The organism is Halomonas sp. IOP_6, assembly GCF_021151565.1.
In the GTDB taxonomy this organism is placed as follows: Bacteria; Pseudomonadota; Gammaproteobacteria; order Pseudomonadales; family Halomonadaceae; genus Vreelandella; species Vreelandella alkaliphila.
Genome location: NZ_JAIRBO010000007.1, coordinates 203,004 through 217,913, shown reverse-complemented (window position 1 = coordinate 217,913; position 14,910 = coordinate 203,004). Strand labels below are relative to the sequence as shown.

The following is a 14,910-nucleotide window of genomic DNA, read 5'->3' as shown; positions in this document are numbered from 1 at the left end:
GGTCATCGTCAGGCACTTATTGAGAAACCCCGGCCATTTGGTCGGGGTTTTGCTTTTTAGGGGTCTCCCCTGGAGAGTAGCGGAACGCCGCCCGGATCATCGTCAGGCACTTATTTAACAAAGAACCCAGCCAACCGGCTGGGTTTTTTGTTTGCGCGGAAGAAAAGCACTCCCTTACCCCTATCACAAAATGGCCACCTGCCGAAGCGTGCACCGCACAGTCATTCCCGAGTGAGGTTATCGGGAATCCACCTTGACCTGCAGCAGGCCGAACCCCCTCAGTTCAACATGGATTCCCGCTAAGGGCCTGCGGGAATGACGAAGGCTGCGCGGAGAAGTGCATAGAACTTCCTTAAAGCAACCGTTTTAATAAATTAAATAACAGGGAGTTACTGGTCCTTGGTGGCGGAAGTGCTGCCTAGCAACTAGTATGAGCGGATACCTATCATTCAAGCAGCATCTCAGGAGGAGAGGCGATATGAGTACCCCGTTGATGAAGAAGCTTGCGGTTGCGCTACTGATGGTCATGATGATGGGCGGTCTGGCTGCCTGTGATAATCAGGGCCCTGCTGAAGAAGCAGGTGAAAATATTGATGAGAGCATGGAAGATGCGGGCGAAAGCCTAGAAGAGATGGGCGAGAATATCGAAGAGTCTGCTGAGGAGTAAGCGAGCGCCTCTTCGCCGTGTATCGATACCCTACCGATACAAAAACAGCCGCTTCTTAGCGGCTGTTTTGCGTTTTAAGACAGTCATGCTGACTGATCAGGCGTACTGCGCTTGTTGTCTTAAATGGCTATGAGCCCGGATTTTGCTCAATACCCTGTAGGTACCAGGGCGCTTGATCGCGCAGACTGCGAGTCAGGTGCCATGTTTCGTTGAACTCGGTTTGCTCGCCGTTCTCTTCCAAAATACCGTGGAAAATAACGCTGGCTTCGGCATAGCCATCGTACTCATTGATATCGCCTAGTTCAGCAAACAGGCGTACCACCTCGGTACGATTATTGGCAGGCTGCTCGGCACGCTCTTTACGTAGCAAGTTGTAAAATTCTGGCGTTACATACTCTTGAATCTGGGGCAAATCATTATTGTCCCAGGCACGTTGCAGCGTCATAAAGTGCTCTTTGGCACCGCCCAAAAAGCGCTCTTTATCGAACCAAGCTGGCGTGCTCTGTAAGCTGCTCGCCAAACTGCCAGGTGCTGCGGTGAAGCTGCTCGGTGTGTGCTGAGTCTCCTGGCGTTCACGCTGATAGCCTGCCACCGTGGCCGATGCTGGGCGTCGTTGTCGCATAAAGGCACGGAAAGCGAAGATTGCTAAGGCAACAATTCCAGCCATTAGCAATATGTCCATAAGGCGCAGCTCATCAAAGGCGCCGCCAAAGAAAAGCGCTGCTAGTAAACCTCCGGCCAGCAGGCCTCCCACCATGCCGCCCATACCACCACGACGAGCGGCAGTAACTTGGCCTTGTTGCTGAATGCTCTGAGCTTGTTGTTGTGCCGGAGTGCTGGTGGGCTTATCCGCCGAGCGAGAAACACTACCCATACTGCTACCACCGCCTAAGCGTCGTGCTTCGGCATAGTCAACAGCGGCACTTATGCCCATGGCGCTGACCAGGAACATGGCAAAAAACTGTCGTAACATTCTGATTCTCCATGAGAGATGCAGGAATTAAGGTTATCCACCTCGGGAGAGGCGTATAGGAAATAAGCAGTGACAAGTTTACCGTGTAAGTGGGGAAACGGGTTAAGGTGTTGTTGTGTATAACGACAAAAAGAGGGTGAAAACGTGCGCTTACATCAAGCTCAAAGTTTGTTACTAATTGTCGACTTTCAAGCGGGACTTTTGCCCGTGATTGATGGAGGCGAATCAGCGATTGAAGAAGCTACCTGGTTGGCTGGTGTTGCTAATGCAGTAAAAGTACCTGTTTGGCTAACTGAACAGTATCCAGAGAGGCTCGGTGGTACTGCCCCTGCGTTATTAAATGCACTAGGCGATCATCGCATTTGGCAAAAGCATCATTTCAGCGCAATGGAAGAGACAGCGTTTGCTGAAGCGCTTGCAGAACAGGGGCTCAAGCAAGTGATCATTTGCGGCACAGAAGCTCATATCTGCGTTTTGCAAAGTGCGCTTGGCTTGTTAGAAGCGGGGTATCAAGTGTTTTGGTTGAGCGAAGCGACGGCGAGCCGTCGCAGTGATGAGGCCCGCCTTGCTCGGGAGCGCGCTTGTGCTAACGGAGCGGTGGCGGTGACAGCAGACATGGTTGCCTATGAATGGCTATATCGCTGTGATACGGCACTGTTCAAAGATGTCCACCAACGCTTTCTAAAGCCGCGCTCGCCGCGCGCTGTGACTTTTTTCTAATGAGCGCGTTCATGGACGAGCACTTTCGTTACGGGTGAACACTAATGTGTCTCCTTGAGAGGCCGCAGGATCAAACCGATACCCAGCCACGTCAAAAGCAGTGAGTTGCTCGGGATCGTTGATTTGTTGTTGGATAATCCATGCGCTCATCAAGCCGCGGGCTTTTTTTGCATAAAAACTAATGATTTTGAACGAGCCGTTTTTCTCGTCTTTGAAAACGGGGGTGATGACCCGAGCGTCTAGCTTCTTCGTATCGATCGCCTTGAAGTATTCGTTAGATGCAAGGTTGACCAGCACGTTTGAGCCACTTTCTTCAATGGCGCTATTAAGTGCTTGCGTTAACGTTGGTTTCCAATAGGCGTAAAGGTCCTTGCCAGCGTCATTGGGCAGTTTGGTGCCCATCTCCAGCCGGTAGGCCTGGATCAGGTCCAGCGGACGCAGCAAGCCGTATAGCCCGGATAGAATACGCAGATGTTGCTGGGCAAACAGGTTGTCGTCATCGCTAAAGGTGTTGGCTTCCAACCCTGTATAGACATCTCCTTGAAAGGCCTGAACCGCTGGCTTGGCATTATCCAAGGTGAACGGTGGTTGCCAGTCAGCGAAGCGCGCAGCGTTAAGACCTGCCAATTTATCGCTAATGCCCATTAGATCGCTGAGTTGTTGTGGTGAATAATCGCGCAGAATCTCAATTAACGGTTTGCTATGGTCGAGAAAGTCGGGCTGAGTGACTTTATCGGTTGTTGAGGGTGTTTCAAAGTCTAGCGTTTTGGCGGGGGAAATAACGCTCAGCATGGCGTGCTCCTTATGCCGTGACAGAAAAGAGGAAGAAGTAACTGATGCGATTATACCAAGCCTCGGCGATGGCCGAGGCTATCGGTTTGATAGTGAAAACGTGATTAGGGGCAGGGGTTAGGCATCCGACGATGGATGTCGTCGATCGCAGTGAGTACTTCTTCATCCAGCTTAAGGCTCTCGCTGTCGAGGTTGCTTTCAAGCTGATCCATCGTGGTGGCGCCAATAATATTGCTGGTCAGGAAACGACGAGAGTTCACAAATGCCAGTGCCATTTGGGCGGGATCCAAGTCATGCTCTCTGGCCAGTTGAACGTACGCCTGTGTTGCAGCTTCTGCTTCTGGCGAGGTATAGCGTTTAAACCGCTCATAGAGCGTCAAGCGCCCTTTCGGTGGCTGCGCACCATCAAGATACTTACCTGACAGCACACCAAAGCCCAGCGGCGAGTAAGCGAGCAAGCCCACATCTTCACGGTGGGCGATCTCGGCGAGACCGACTTCAAACGTACGGTTAAGCAAGTTATAGGGATTTTGAATAGACGCGACCCTAGGCAGCCCCAACTGCTCTGATAACTGCAGCATACGCATGACTCCCCACGGCGTTTCATTAGAAAGGCCTATGGCGCGTATTTTTCCGGCATCAACAAGTTCTTTTAGTGCTGAGAGTGTTTCTTCTAGCGGCGTTGCGTCTTCTTGCTCTTCATGGGCATAACCCAGTTGGCCAAAAAAGTTGGTTTTGCGGTCTGGCCAGTGCAATTGATAGAGATCGATATAGTCAGTGTTGAGCCGTGCAAGGCTGGTTTCAACAGCCTGATGTAGATGGTCGCGAGTCATTCTTGGACCACCACGAATATGCTCTAAGCCAGGGCCTGCGGCTTTGGTGGCAATAATGACATCGTCTCTGGCACTACGGGCTTTTAGCCAACTGCCAATATAAGACTCTGTAAGCCCTTGCGTTTCAGCCTTTGGTGGAACCGGATACATTTCAGCGGTGTCAATAAAGTTGATGCCAAAAGCGACTGCGCGATCAAGCTGCTCGTGGGCTTCTGCTTCACTATTTTGTTCGCCGAAGGTCATGGTGCCTAAACAAAGTCGGCTGACCTCCATCCCGGTTCTACCCAGTGGGCGCGTTTGCATTATCGTCTCCTCAATGAAGCGAAATTGCCTCAGGATATTCGGTGATGAACGCCGCTAATAACGGCGCGTGAGAGGCATGTTAGCGAGGCGCTACAAAAGCAGCAAATCAATAGGGTTGAGTAAGCGCAAAGGCAGGCGTATGCTTGCCAGCCCATCGACCAGCCTAGCGCTGGTTAATCGTATGGTTAGCGGTCAAATCGCAGGAACGATGGCTAGCCGAAGATCTCAACAGATAGGCAGGGTGGTTTGCCATGCCGCAGGCATCAACTTTGTTTACCCGGTTAGAGTTTCGCCTAGCCGAACAGCTGTTTCATACTCGCTGGTTATTGCCGCGTTCGCCGCGTACCCAACGTTTGACGATGCGCTTGTTTAAACGCTGTGCAGAAGCGGGGCATCCGGACGCGCAGTCGATCTACGGTCACATGCTGTTTCATCGCAGCCTGTCACCGCAGGATAAGGCGCGTGGCGCGCGTTATGTGTTAGAGGCGGCTCAGGCTGGCGATATCAGATCACAGTATCAAGCAGCGCAAATTCATGAGCATGGCTGTGTTCAGTATCCGCGGCGCGAGGATTACGCGGTGACGTGGTATGCCCGAGCTGCCCAATCAGGCCATTATTTGGCCGCAGAGCGACTAGCGCGCGCCTATCGGTTAGGTGAGCTAGGCTTGGCAGTAGACGGCGAACAAGCAGCCTATTGGCAACGCTTGGCTGATCGTCAGTCAACGACGGAAATGGCGGCAGCCTAGAAGATAAGTCAGTGGTTTGGCCGCTGAGATCAGTGAATGAGGAAATCAGTGTCCGAGACGCTACCGACAGTGCTAGATATTGAAGCGTCCGGATTTGGGCGCGGCAGCTATCCTATTGAAGTTGGCATTGCTCGTGCCGACGGTAGCTGCTGCGCGTTTCTCATTCAGCCGTTGGAGGAGTGGACGCATTGGGACTCCAAAGCTGAACTTTTACACGGAATTTCCCGAGCTCGCTTACAGCGAGAAGGCCACCCTGTGCGCCAAGTGGCACAGTGGTTAAACGACGAACTGCGTGAGATAGGCAAAGCCTATAGTGATAGTTGGGGATACGATAACACCTGGCTATCGCTGCTGTTTCACCATGCGGGAATGCTGCCGCGCTTTCGTTTAGAAGCATTACGGATTTTGCTCAGCGAAGAGCAGCAAGCATTGTGGAGTAACACAAAGGAAGCTGTCATCGCTGAACGTGGTATACACCGTCATCGCGCGGGCGAAGATGCTCGTCTGTTACAGCTCACTTATCAGCGTACCTTTATGCTAACTGAAGGCACTAAGCGCTGATGCTGGGAGTGTTCTTAGACGGGTCTTAAGTACTGGTTTTAAACGCTGCCCTTAAGTGCTTGCCTTTACTATATCTCTTTAATACAGCCGGTTTACGCTGAATCAAGCTGTGTTTCTAATGCAGCCAGTAGTTGGTTGGGCGTGGGCGCATCCATCAACATATCGCGTGTTGTTTGGGCCAAAAAGCCGTGGCTGACGGTACTATCCAAAAAGGTAAGCAGTGGAGCATAAAAGCCATCGGTGTCGAGTAGACCCATGGGTTTTTCGTGAAGCCCTAAATAGCCCCAGGTCCAGATTTCAAACAGCTCTTCAAAGGTGCCTATGCCGCCAGGCAGGGCAATAAAAGCGTCAGCATTGGCGGCCATAGTCGCTTTGCGTTCGTGCATATTTGGCACGCGTATAAGCTCAGTCAAGCCAAAGTGTGCCTGCTCGCGCTCAACAAGGTGATCTGGCATCACGCCAACCACTTTGCCGCCTGCATCCAGCGTCGCATTGGCGAGTGCCCCCATTAAACCAATACGTGCACCGCCATAAACAAGCGTGTGCCCGCGGTCGGCAATGGCGGTGCCAAGCGTGTTGGCGGCTTGGCGAAAAGCGGGTGTGTTCCCTTCACGCGAGCCGAGATATACACAAATTCGTGCCATGGTAAGCGTCCTTATGACAGATCAGCTGCTTATAAATGAGCGGTGAGTTATCAAGCCATGAATGTGCCGTTAGCTTAGGCAGCTCTGAACGTTATAGTGTTCATCCATCCATTGCCCGATCACGTTATTGCCACATAAATGGTGGGCATACTGAGTGTGCAGGCAGCGTACCTGTTGCCAGTTGCTAATGCCGCCCACACCACGCTCGGTGAGAACATCGCTATAGCCAAGCTTAGCGACTTCATCGCGTTGGGCATCACTCATATACGCCCAGCGTGCTTTAACGTAATCGTGATGGCTTTGTTGGTAAGCATCTAGAAATTCAGGTTCTTCCTGAAGGCGTTGTTCCAGCGACTTAATGACACCCACGGCTTCAATCCGTGAGATCTCAATTTTGAGCAGATCGGAGCATAGCCAGTAAAGGGTGGGAAATGGTTTGCCATCGACAATCGGCGCCATACGTAGCACAAGCGGAGTGCCGTAGGCATCGGTAGCCGCAACGGCTTCAATACCGCGGGGAGCGCGCCCGAGCTGTTGGGTGATAATAGCTAGCTGGCGCTCATCGGGCGCTTGGTCGGTACGAATTACCATTACGTTGGTATCCCACTATCGGTCATCTTGAATAAACTTATTTGAGCGGCCAACAGCACGGAAGAAGCAGCGGTTCAGCTGTTCGGGAGACGCCACATAGCACCATGTCCGCTCGCAGTACTCTGCGGCCCGCGCCATTAACACATCGTAAAGCCGATTGAACGGGGCATCATAATCGTAAGGGTCTGCGCCGAACAAGCGGATATGCGGGTAGTCAGCAAAGCGCTCCATAAAATAGCGCTCAAGGTCGGCTTCAACGGCGCGATGCTGCGCCGTATTATCCGGATCGATCCAAAGATTATAACGGATTGCCATGGGGATCTCCCAGCGCCCCGCCAAACGGAGGGGAGTGAATTAAGCCGGCGTTGGCGCGCTGTGTAAGTGTGCGGATAGCGCATCACGCAAATCACCTTCAATAGGTACCGCACGTTTCTCTTGATGGTCGTATTGCACCAGTATGGTATGCCCCACATTGGTCAGCGTGCCATGTTGGCGCGCCTCCTGAGTCACTGTAAACGAGCTGGTACCTAAACGTGTCAAATAGGTACGTAATTCGATGTCGTGGCCGTAGAACAGTTCAGCACGGTAATCGACTTCCATCCGCGCCATAATCAAACGCCACTGTTTAGGGTTTAGGTCTGGCGTAAATAGTTTGAATAAGTCGTTACGTGCCAACTCAAACCAAGCTGGCAGACGGGTATTGTTAATATGGCCTAGCGCATCGGTGTCGTAGAAAGCTGGCTCAATCATACGGGTGAACATCAGGATATCCTTATTGTTTATTAGCAATTTAGGCTAACCAGAATTACCCCTAGCGAGCGCTTGGTCAAGTGGCGCGACGTTGATACCATGCTGAGAACTGCATCCAGCCAAGTAGCCACAGTGTGGCAGTTGCGAACCCCGCCAATGTTCCCCAGAAAAGGCCTAACGTGCTGTAAGTCAAAGAAACGCATAGCGTATAACTCAGCAATGAGCCAAGCCCCATGGGGTAGTGTTTGATCACGGTTGCCGCTGGCGCGAACCCATAGTTTAGATGCAGGATGAGCAGAAATGGCAGCATGGTGACTGGAAAAGCCGCTAGCGTGCCCGCCCAAGCAGGTGGCAGCCAATGAGCGAGCCAGGTAATCACAAAAACGATGGCGGTGGCTAAGCATGCTCGCGCGGCAAGTGCAGGAAGCGAAAAGGCACGACTGGCGGGACTTTTTACATCAGGAATACTGCGGAATAACAGGCTGAATACAGCGATAGCACAGAGTGTCAGTAGCGTGCCGCTAAGCCGCGTAAAATTGAATTGGGCAAGTACGGTGCTAACCGCGAACCACGCAATAAAGCCGCCTGCTAAGCCGCCAGCGATGCCTTTGAATCCTGGCTGGCGACCTGCCACTAAATAGCCTGCAACTAACGCCATCGTTGCGGTAAAGCCCGCCAGTGTATGTACCGCGCTTTGAGTTGCAAAAAGCGGGGAAATTTCTAAACCAATAAAAAACAGCGCTAATGCCGTTCCTAATGGGTAACCCGCCAGTAGCCCCGCCATACGCGGACTGGCACGCACCGCGATGGCACCAAGCCCGAGCACCATCCCAATTGAGAGACCTAGTTTTGCCAGTTGCCAAGTGAGAGGAACCTCTATCATGCGGTGTTTTCCTTGCTGTTATTAAGTCGTTATTAGTGTTGCACGGCTATTTTATTGAGCAGCTTTAGTGTTTAAATCGTCTCAAGTGTTGCCAGCGTACGAGGCTTTCTAAACCGTGACGCGTTCAATTGACTCAAGCACCCATGCGCTTTCCCCGCCCCCAAAGCCTGAAGGTTGCGAACTGTGCCAGCGGTCAGCTTCGTTGACAAAACATCACTTGATACCGCGCTCCTTGCATAATAAGCCGCGCTATCAAAAACGTTACAGCCGTGAAGAGCGCCTAACCGCGATTGTTTGGCTTTGTCATCCTTGCCATAAGCATATTCATCGGCTGTACAGCGAGCGCGAGTTAGCAGATCGTTTTGCCAGCCTAGAAGCACTAATGAGTGATGATGACATTCGCGCGTTTGTCGATTGGCTAGCCACCAAGCCCGCTGGCTTTAAGCCAAAGTCGCCAGTGCGCAAACGCCGTTAGTGACACACATCGCCAGTGGAGATTTTCGCTAGCTACACCAGACGTAGGCCTTGTTGGTCGCGCCAAGCAGCCTCTAAGGCATTTTCGAGCGGCACTTTTAAGTGGGGCGGCAATGCATCATGGGCGGCTTGCAGCGAATCAAATGCTCGGTTGCGCAGCCAGCAGTAAGCCCAGGCACAGGCCTCCGCATCACTTTGTGGGGTGGGGCGAGCAGGCATTTGGTTGAGCAAAAATACCGCGGTGCGAGGTGCCCAGAGCGGTATCTCGCCATGCTCTTCGCGGCTCCACTGCTCAAGTATGGCACCGCTTGGCGTCTCATCGGGGGTGCCTAGTTTGGCGACCCGTGCCGTTTCAGCCAAAATGAGTGCCAGTTGGTCAGTATCGGCTTGGCCAAGAGAACGCCATTGCCGCAACAACGCCGATAGTCCCGCGCGCATCTTGGTATAAAAGTCATCTTGCGGCATGCTCAATAGTTACTCCCAAGAACATAAGTGAGATTAATTATGGCGTTTGATTTTGCCACGCCCGTCGAGCGACGCTCTCCAAAAGGGGATTATGCCTCGCAAAAATGGCACCGTTATGATGCCAACGTACTGCCGTTGTGGGTGGCAGATATGGATTTTTGCTCACCGCCCGCCGTGATTGAGGCGCTACGTGCCCGAGTGGAGCACGGTGTCTATGGCTATGGTGAAGTGCCCGATACGTTAACCGAAACCCTCTGCCAGTGGAGCGCCCACCATTACGGTTGGTCTATTCAGCCCGATTGGCAACAGTGGCTGCCTGGGGTTGTACCCGCATTGCACTTTGCGGCGATGGCGCTAACCAAGCCCGGTGAAGGGATTCTCACGATTGCCCCGATTTATCCACCTTTCCTGGCCGTTGCAGAACGTACAGGACGGCTGGCCCAGCAAGCGATGTTAGCTGAGCCTGCGTCCCCTGGCGAGCCTTGGCAGTTGGATATTGACGCGCTGGAAGCCGCTATAACACCGCAAACCCGTCTACTGCTGTGGTGCCACCCGCATAACCCAACAGGGCGTGTATGGAGTGACCAGGAGCTTACCAAGTTGGCCGCGGTCGTTGGGCGGCATGATTTATGGGTGGTCTCTGATGAGTTGCACTGCGATCTGCTGCTAAACGAGGGAGCCCAACATCGCCCCTTGGCTGCCATGTTCCCGGAACTGGCTAAACGAACGATAACGCTGTGGGCGCCGTCAAAAACGTTCAACCTTGCGGGGCTGACCAGTGCCTGTGCCGTTATTCCTGATGCTGCGCTGCGTAAGCGCTTTGCTGAGGCCACAAAAGGCTTTTTGCCGGATGGCAATGTACTGGGGCTCGTTGCTGCTGAAGCGGCTTATCGGGAAGGTGAACCCTGGCGTCAAGCGCTGTTAGCGGTACTGCGTGATCACTGCGCTACGCTGCAGGCACGGGTAGCGTTATGGCCGGGAGTGGCCATGAGTGAGCCAGCGTCTACCTACTTGGCATGGCTAGATATGCGCGAGGCGGGACTAGGCGATTCGCCCGCCAAAGCATTACTGGAACGGGCGGGCGTGGCACTTTCTGATGGGGCTGCGTTTGGCTGTCCTGGGTTCGTGCGGCTTAATTTCGGTACTACCGCTTCGCAACTGGAAGCGGCATTAGCAAGAATGGATAAGCTACTGAAAGCCTGATCAGTACTAAATCAGTACAGCAGAGCAAATAGCTTGCGCCGATAGGTAACGGTTAGCGGATGGTCGGCACCCAGAGCGTCGAATACTTGCAATAAGGTTTTACGGGCCGCGTCGTCGTTATAGGCGCGGTCATCCTTCATCAAATCAAGCAGTCCCTCAAGGCCTGTTTCGTATTGGCCATCGGCAACATAGCGCAGTGCACGCTGATACCTTGCTTCACTGTCGTTGCGATCACCCAGCGCGGCGACTTCTTCAACAGAAAGAGCCTGCTCGCTAAATTCGATACTGGCTCGCACGCCGCGGGCAGGTGCCGCATCGCGCTCTTCGGGGGGTAAGTTGTCGAGTACACTGCGGGCATCATCTCCGCGTTTTTCAGCCACGAGCGCCCTTGCAAGGCCGATCTGGTAGGCGTAATGCTCTGGATACTGGCTAATCAAGGTTTGATAGATTTCGCGCGCGCCTGCAGCATTGCCCGCTGCTAATGCCTCTTCGGCTTGATCTTCTGGGCTAGGCGGAGCATCACCTGGGGCTGGGAAGTAACGGTTTAGCCACTCGCGCACTTCCTTTTCAGGTAATACGCCTTGGAAGCTATCGACCAAGCCGCCTTGGCTAACGAGCTTAACATCGGGAGCCGAGCGCACGCCTAACTGGCTAGCGATTTCCGGATTGGCTTCAATGTCCAGCTTGCCAAGCAGGAAAGCCCCCGCGTATTCGACAACTAACTTTTCCAACACCGCTAGCAGAGCGTTGCCACTGGCGTTTGAAGGCGAATAACAGCCCAGTAGCACTGGCACTTGCATCGATGCTTCGAGCACTTGCTGAATATTGCCAGCGTTAAGCTCAATAATAACTTCTTCAGGTGTCACGGAAGGGCGAACTGTGCCCGCTTCTTCATTGCTGGTATTAGCGGGTTCCGTGGTCAACGGATTGCCGGTACGGGGGTCAATAATGGACATGGCTAAGCTCTGCATCGCTTGAAGTGGATTACGTCATGATATGCAGGCAATCAGGTAAGGATTCAAGGAAATAGTAGTAAATAAAGTACCCACCACAAAAAGTGCTCCCCATGAATCGAAATCTGGGGCACTTATCCGGCGTTTTAATAGCGACCTCTACTGTTGCGTTTGCGACGTATCGCTTAGTTTGCAAGATGGTTTTGTCGCTATTCGGCGTATTCGTGCCAGAATGCGACTCAAGAGTAATGCCACCCCGGCACGAGTGAGTGTTCACTGCAGTAATGGGAAACTAAGAAGCGCCAGCGCCACCTATACTAATAAAAAGAAAAACTGATGATCTAAAGGTGACGGAGGGTAAATCGATGACATCAGACAAAGCAAAAGACCTGACAGCAAATCTCCATCGTGCGGGCGAACCGCAAACCCTTGGTTTTCTCCTGTTAGATAATTTCACGCTAATTTCCCTGGCTTCAGCCATTGATCCTTTGCGGATGGCCAATCAATTGGCCGGCCGTGAACTATACCGCTGGTATACCCTGACCCAAGACGGCTTGCCGGTACGTGCCAGTGATGGGTTGCAGGTAACGCCTGACGCCTCTATGCATACCCCCTTATCGCTAGAGTGGGTCGTTGTGTGCGGAGGGGTGGGGCCTCAACATAGTGTTACTCGCGAGCATGTGCGTTGGCTTCAGTCGCAGTCGCGTCAACTAAGACGTTTAGGCTCGGTGTGTACCGGCAGCTGGGCGCTAGGCCAGGCGGGGCTGCTTGATCACTATGAAACCAGCATCCACTGGGAGTGTTTGGCTTCCATGCAGGAAGCTTTCCCGAATGTCATTCTGACGACCTTCCTGTTTTCGATTGACCGAGATCGCTTCACGGCGTCTGGCGGCACAGCGCCGCTCGATATGATGCTGAACCTGATTGCTCATGATCATGGACGCGAGCTGTCGGCAGGTATCTCCGAGATGTTTATCTATGAGCGTGTGCGTAACGAGCAGGATCAGCAGCGCGTTCCTCTTAAACACGTACTCGGCACTACCCAGCCTAAACTGTTGGAAATTGTCGCACTGATGGAATCCAACCTTGAGGAACCGATCGAACTCGATGAACTCGCTCGTTATGTTAATGTTTCGCGTCGTCAGTTAGAGCGTCTGTTCCAGCGCTACCTGCTCTGCTCGCCATCGCGTTATTATCTCAAACTGCGCTTAGTGCGCGCTAGGCAGCTGCTCAAGCAGACGCCTTTATCGATCATCGAGATTGCTTCCGTTTGTGGTTTCGTTTCTACGCCCCATTTTTCTAAGTGTTACCGTGAATACTTTGGCGTACCGCCGAGAAATGAGCGCCTCGGGGTGCACGATCGGCAAGGAAATAATCACGCCAAGTCGCTACCGCTGATCAAGCGGTGGGGGGGCGAACCCAATACCAATGAGCCTTTCTCAAGCGCTCAGCAGGCACTGGCGTGTGCTCAGGGAGAGCCTACCTTTGCCAGCGTGACGCTGTTGAACTGATATCTCCTACGCAGCCGACAATGAGAACGTGCTATCCCGCGGCGGGTAGCACGTTTTTTTATATCGATGCCTCGCTGCTGCAAATATCAAAAAATCCCAAGTAGCTGTCGTGTTCACGACACAATGACGTTTTTGGAATTTCCGTCGTCGTTTCCAAGAGCAGCCCAACCCAACGTCAGCGCTATGCTCGCTACATAAATCAATGTTGGAGCTTAGCTATGACACCCTCAGAACTGCACGATGACGCTATCGTCATCGATGGCTTGATTATCGCCAAATGGAATCGTGAGCTGCTTGAGGACATGCGTCGCGGTGGTTTGACAGCTGCTAACTGCACTGTTTCGGTGTGGGAAGGGTTTCAGGCCACGGTCGATAATATCGTCAAGTCGAACCAACTGATGGCTGAGTGTAGCGACCTGGTACGCCCGGTACGCACCACCTCTGATATCACGCGTGCGAAAGAAGAGGGCAAGACAGGGATCATCTTTGGTTTCCAGAATGCGCATGCCTTTGAGGATCAAATCGGCTACGTAGAGATCTTCAAGCAACTGGGCGTAGGCATCGTGCAGATGTGCTACAACACCCAGAATCTAGTGGGAACCGGCTGTTACGAACGTGACGGCGGCCTGTCTGGCTTTGGCCGTGAGATCGTCGCCGAGATGAACCGTGTCGGCATTATGTGTGACCTCTCTCATGTTGGTGCGAAAACCTCTGAAGAGGTGATTCTCGAATCCAAAAAGCCGGTCTGTTATTCCCACTGCCTGCCCTCCGGCCTCAAAGAGCATCCGCGCAACAAGTCCGATCAAGAACTCAAGTTTATTGCTGATCACGGCGGTTTCGTCGGTGTCACCATGTTCGCGCCTTTTCTCAAAAAGGGCATCGACTCCACCATCGAAGACTACTGCGAAGCGATCGAGTACGTCATGAATATCGTTGGCGAAGATGCTATCGGCATTGGCACTGATTTCACTCAAGGGCACGGTCAAGAGTTCTTCGAGTGGCTGACTCACGACAAGGGCTACGCCCGTCGTTTGACAGACTTTGGCAAGATCATTAATCCCAAAGGCATTCGCACCATCGGAGAGTTCCCCAATCTCACCGAGGCGCTCCTTAAGCGCGGCTTTAGTGAAACTCAGGTAAGGAAGGTCATGGGTGAGAACTGGGTGCGCGTCCTCAAGGATGTCTGGGGCGCCTAAACGCTTGCTCCATAAGATTGATAGGAGCGATGGGATGAGCCTGCTCCTTAGCCAAGAATAATGATGTAGAGGATGATACCCGTGACCAAACTGGCCCCCGCACTGCCTATCGAAGTCGATAGTGAAACCGGCGTCTGGACGACTGATGCGCTGCCGATGCTCTATGTACCACGGCACTTTTTTATCAACAACCATGTGGCCGTCGAAGAGGCGCTAGGTGCTGAAAAGTACGCTGAAATCCTCTATCACGCTGGCTATAAGAGCGCCTGGCACTGGTGTGAGAAAGAAGCCGAGTGCCATGGCCTCGAAGGTGAAGCCGTTTTTGAGCATTACATGCTGCGTCTCTCTCAGCGTGGCTGGGGCCACTTCATCACCGAACAGATTGATCTTGACGCTGGCACGGCTCAGGTGCGGCTAGAACATAGCGCCTTCGTTTACCAACTGGGTAAGGTTGGGCGCAAGGTCGAGTACATGTTCACTGGCTGGTTTGCTGGGGCCATGAATCAAATTCTCGCTGCACGGGGTAGTTCGCTGCGCACCGTTGCTGAGCAGAAGCAGAGCGCTGCCGAACCCGGCTGTGATGTCGGCGTCTTTGCTGTCAAACCGCTGCCCGATGCTGCCCACTAACCCTGGGTGTGAGGAGAG

Annotated in this window: 19 protein-coding genes; 9 read left to right on the top strand and 10 right to left on the bottom strand. The window is 53.0% G+C overall.

Annotation, left to right across the window (positions count from 1 at the left end):
* Positions 1–478 precede the first annotated feature (478 nt).
* A complete protein-coding gene (locus tag K7H08_RS14440) occupies positions 479–667 on the top strand; it encodes a YybS family protein (protein WP_231658334.1) in 189 nt (62 codons plus the stop codon).
* A gap of 127 nt (positions 668–794) precedes the next feature.
* Here K7H08_RS14440 and K7H08_RS14435 read toward each other — a convergent pair whose 3' ends face one another.
* A complete protein-coding gene (locus K7H08_RS14435) occupies positions 795–1,640 on the bottom strand; it encodes a Tim44 domain-containing protein (protein ID WP_231658333.1) in 846 nt (281 codons plus the stop codon).
* 144 nt (positions 1,641–1,784) lie between these two features.
* On the opposite strand from K7H08_RS14435, the gene K7H08_RS14430 reads away from it, so the two are divergent.
* Positions 1,785–2,360, top strand: a complete 576-nt coding sequence (locus K7H08_RS14430) for an isochorismatase family protein (protein WP_231658332.1) — start codon at positions 1,785–1,787, stop codon at positions 2,358–2,360.
* A 9-nt stretch (positions 2,361–2,369) separates the two neighbouring features.
* Here K7H08_RS14430 and yaaA read toward each other — a convergent pair whose 3' ends face one another.
* Entirely contained in the window at positions 2,370–3,152 is a 783-nt protein-coding gene (gene yaaA / locus K7H08_RS14425) for a peroxide stress protein YaaA (protein WP_038480791.1), read from the bottom strand.
* A 104-nt stretch (positions 3,153–3,256) separates the two neighbouring features.
* Complete coding sequence (locus tag K7H08_RS14420; protein WP_231658331.1) at positions 3,257–4,288, bottom strand: NADP(H)-dependent aldo-keto reductase; 1,032 nt, start codon at positions 4,286–4,288, stop codon at positions 3,257–3,259.
* Between the two features lie 251 nt (positions 4,289–4,539).
* Between K7H08_RS14420 and K7H08_RS14415 the strand changes: the two genes are divergently transcribed.
* Both K7H08_RS14415 and K7H08_RS14410 read left to right on the top strand, forming a co-directional pair.
* Positions 4,540–5,034: a tetratricopeptide repeat protein gene (locus tag K7H08_RS14415; RefSeq protein ID WP_038480797.1), complete on the top strand. Its 495-nt coding sequence runs from the start codon at positions 4,540–4,542 to the stop codon at positions 5,032–5,034.
* A 48-nt stretch (positions 5,035–5,082) separates the two neighbouring features.
* Positions 5,083–5,595 (top strand): hypothetical protein, encoded by a 513-nt coding sequence (locus tag K7H08_RS14410; protein ID WP_231658330.1) that lies wholly within the window; start codon positions 5,083–5,085, stop codon positions 5,593–5,595.
* A gap of 92 nt (positions 5,596–5,687) precedes the next feature.
* Here K7H08_RS14410 and K7H08_RS14405 read toward each other — a convergent pair whose 3' ends face one another.
* The 5 genes from K7H08_RS14405 to K7H08_RS14385 all read right to left on the bottom strand — a co-directional run bounded on the left by K7H08_RS14405 (position 5,688) and on the right by K7H08_RS14385 (position 8,463).
* Positions 5,688–6,239 (bottom strand): TIGR00730 family Rossman fold protein, encoded by a 552-nt coding sequence (locus K7H08_RS14405; RefSeq protein ID WP_231658329.1) that lies wholly within the window; start codon positions 6,237–6,239, stop codon positions 5,688–5,690.
* 69 nt (positions 6,240–6,308) lie between these two features.
* A complete protein-coding gene (locus K7H08_RS14400) occupies positions 6,309–6,830 on the bottom strand; it encodes a DUF501 domain-containing protein (protein WP_231658328.1) in 522 nt (173 codons plus the stop codon).
* Between the two features lie 15 nt (positions 6,831–6,845).
* Positions 6,846–7,145, bottom strand: a complete 300-nt coding sequence (locus tag K7H08_RS14395; protein ID WP_038480809.1) for a hypothetical protein — start codon at positions 7,143–7,145, stop codon at positions 6,846–6,848.
* A 39-nt stretch (positions 7,146–7,184) separates the two neighbouring features.
* The gene (locus tag K7H08_RS14390) at positions 7,185–7,592 is read right to left on the bottom strand and encodes an acyl-CoA thioesterase (protein ID WP_038480812.1); all 408 of its coding nucleotides are present in this window, start codon (positions 7,590–7,592) and stop codon (positions 7,185–7,187) included.
* Positions 7,593–7,656: 64 nt separating this feature from the next.
* A complete protein-coding gene (locus K7H08_RS14385) occupies positions 7,657–8,463 on the bottom strand; it encodes a hypothetical protein (RefSeq protein WP_038480815.1) in 807 nt (268 codons plus the stop codon).
* A gap of 232 nt (positions 8,464–8,695) precedes the next feature.
* Between K7H08_RS14385 and K7H08_RS14380 the strand changes: the two genes are divergently transcribed.
* Complete coding sequence (locus tag K7H08_RS14380) at positions 8,696–8,938, top strand: hypothetical protein (protein ID WP_231658327.1); 243 nt, start codon at positions 8,696–8,698, stop codon at positions 8,936–8,938.
* A gap of 32 nt (positions 8,939–8,970) precedes the next feature.
* Here K7H08_RS14380 and K7H08_RS14375 read toward each other — a convergent pair whose 3' ends face one another.
* Complete coding sequence (locus K7H08_RS14375) at positions 8,971–9,402, bottom strand: hypothetical protein (protein WP_038480817.1); 432 nt, start codon at positions 9,400–9,402, stop codon at positions 8,971–8,973.
* 39 nt (positions 9,403–9,441) lie between these two features.
* Between K7H08_RS14375 and K7H08_RS14370 the strand changes: the two genes are divergently transcribed.
* Positions 9,442–10,605 carry a MalY/PatB family protein gene (locus K7H08_RS14370; RefSeq protein WP_231658326.1) on the top strand — a complete coding sequence of 388 codons (1,164 nt, stop codon included), beginning with the start codon at positions 9,442–9,444 and terminating at the stop codon, positions 10,603–10,605.
* Between the two features lie 11 nt (positions 10,606–10,616).
* On the opposite strand, the gene K7H08_RS14365 is transcribed toward K7H08_RS14370, so the two are convergent.
* Entirely contained in the window at positions 10,617–11,561 is a 945-nt protein-coding gene (locus K7H08_RS14365; RefSeq protein WP_231658325.1) for a co-chaperone YbbN, read from the bottom strand.
* 362 nt (positions 11,562–11,923) lie between these two features.
* Between K7H08_RS14365 and K7H08_RS14360 the strand changes: the two genes are divergently transcribed.
* From K7H08_RS14360 to K7H08_RS14350, 3 genes are all read left to right on the top strand, one after another.
* Positions 11,924–13,069: a GlxA family transcriptional regulator gene (locus K7H08_RS14360; protein ID WP_038480826.1), complete on the top strand. Its 1,146-nt coding sequence runs from the start codon at positions 11,924–11,926 to the stop codon at positions 13,067–13,069.
* 218 nt (positions 13,070–13,287) lie between these two features.
* Positions 13,288–14,265: a dipeptidase gene (locus tag K7H08_RS14355; protein ID WP_038480829.1), complete on the top strand. Its 978-nt coding sequence runs from the start codon at positions 13,288–13,290 to the stop codon at positions 14,263–14,265.
* Positions 14,266–14,346: 81 nt separating this feature from the next.
* On the top strand, positions 14,347–14,892 hold the full coding sequence (locus tag K7H08_RS14350) for a DUF5943 domain-containing protein (protein ID WP_038486488.1): 546 nt from the start codon (positions 14,347–14,349) through the stop codon (positions 14,890–14,892).
* Positions 14,893–14,910 lie beyond the last annotated feature (18 nt).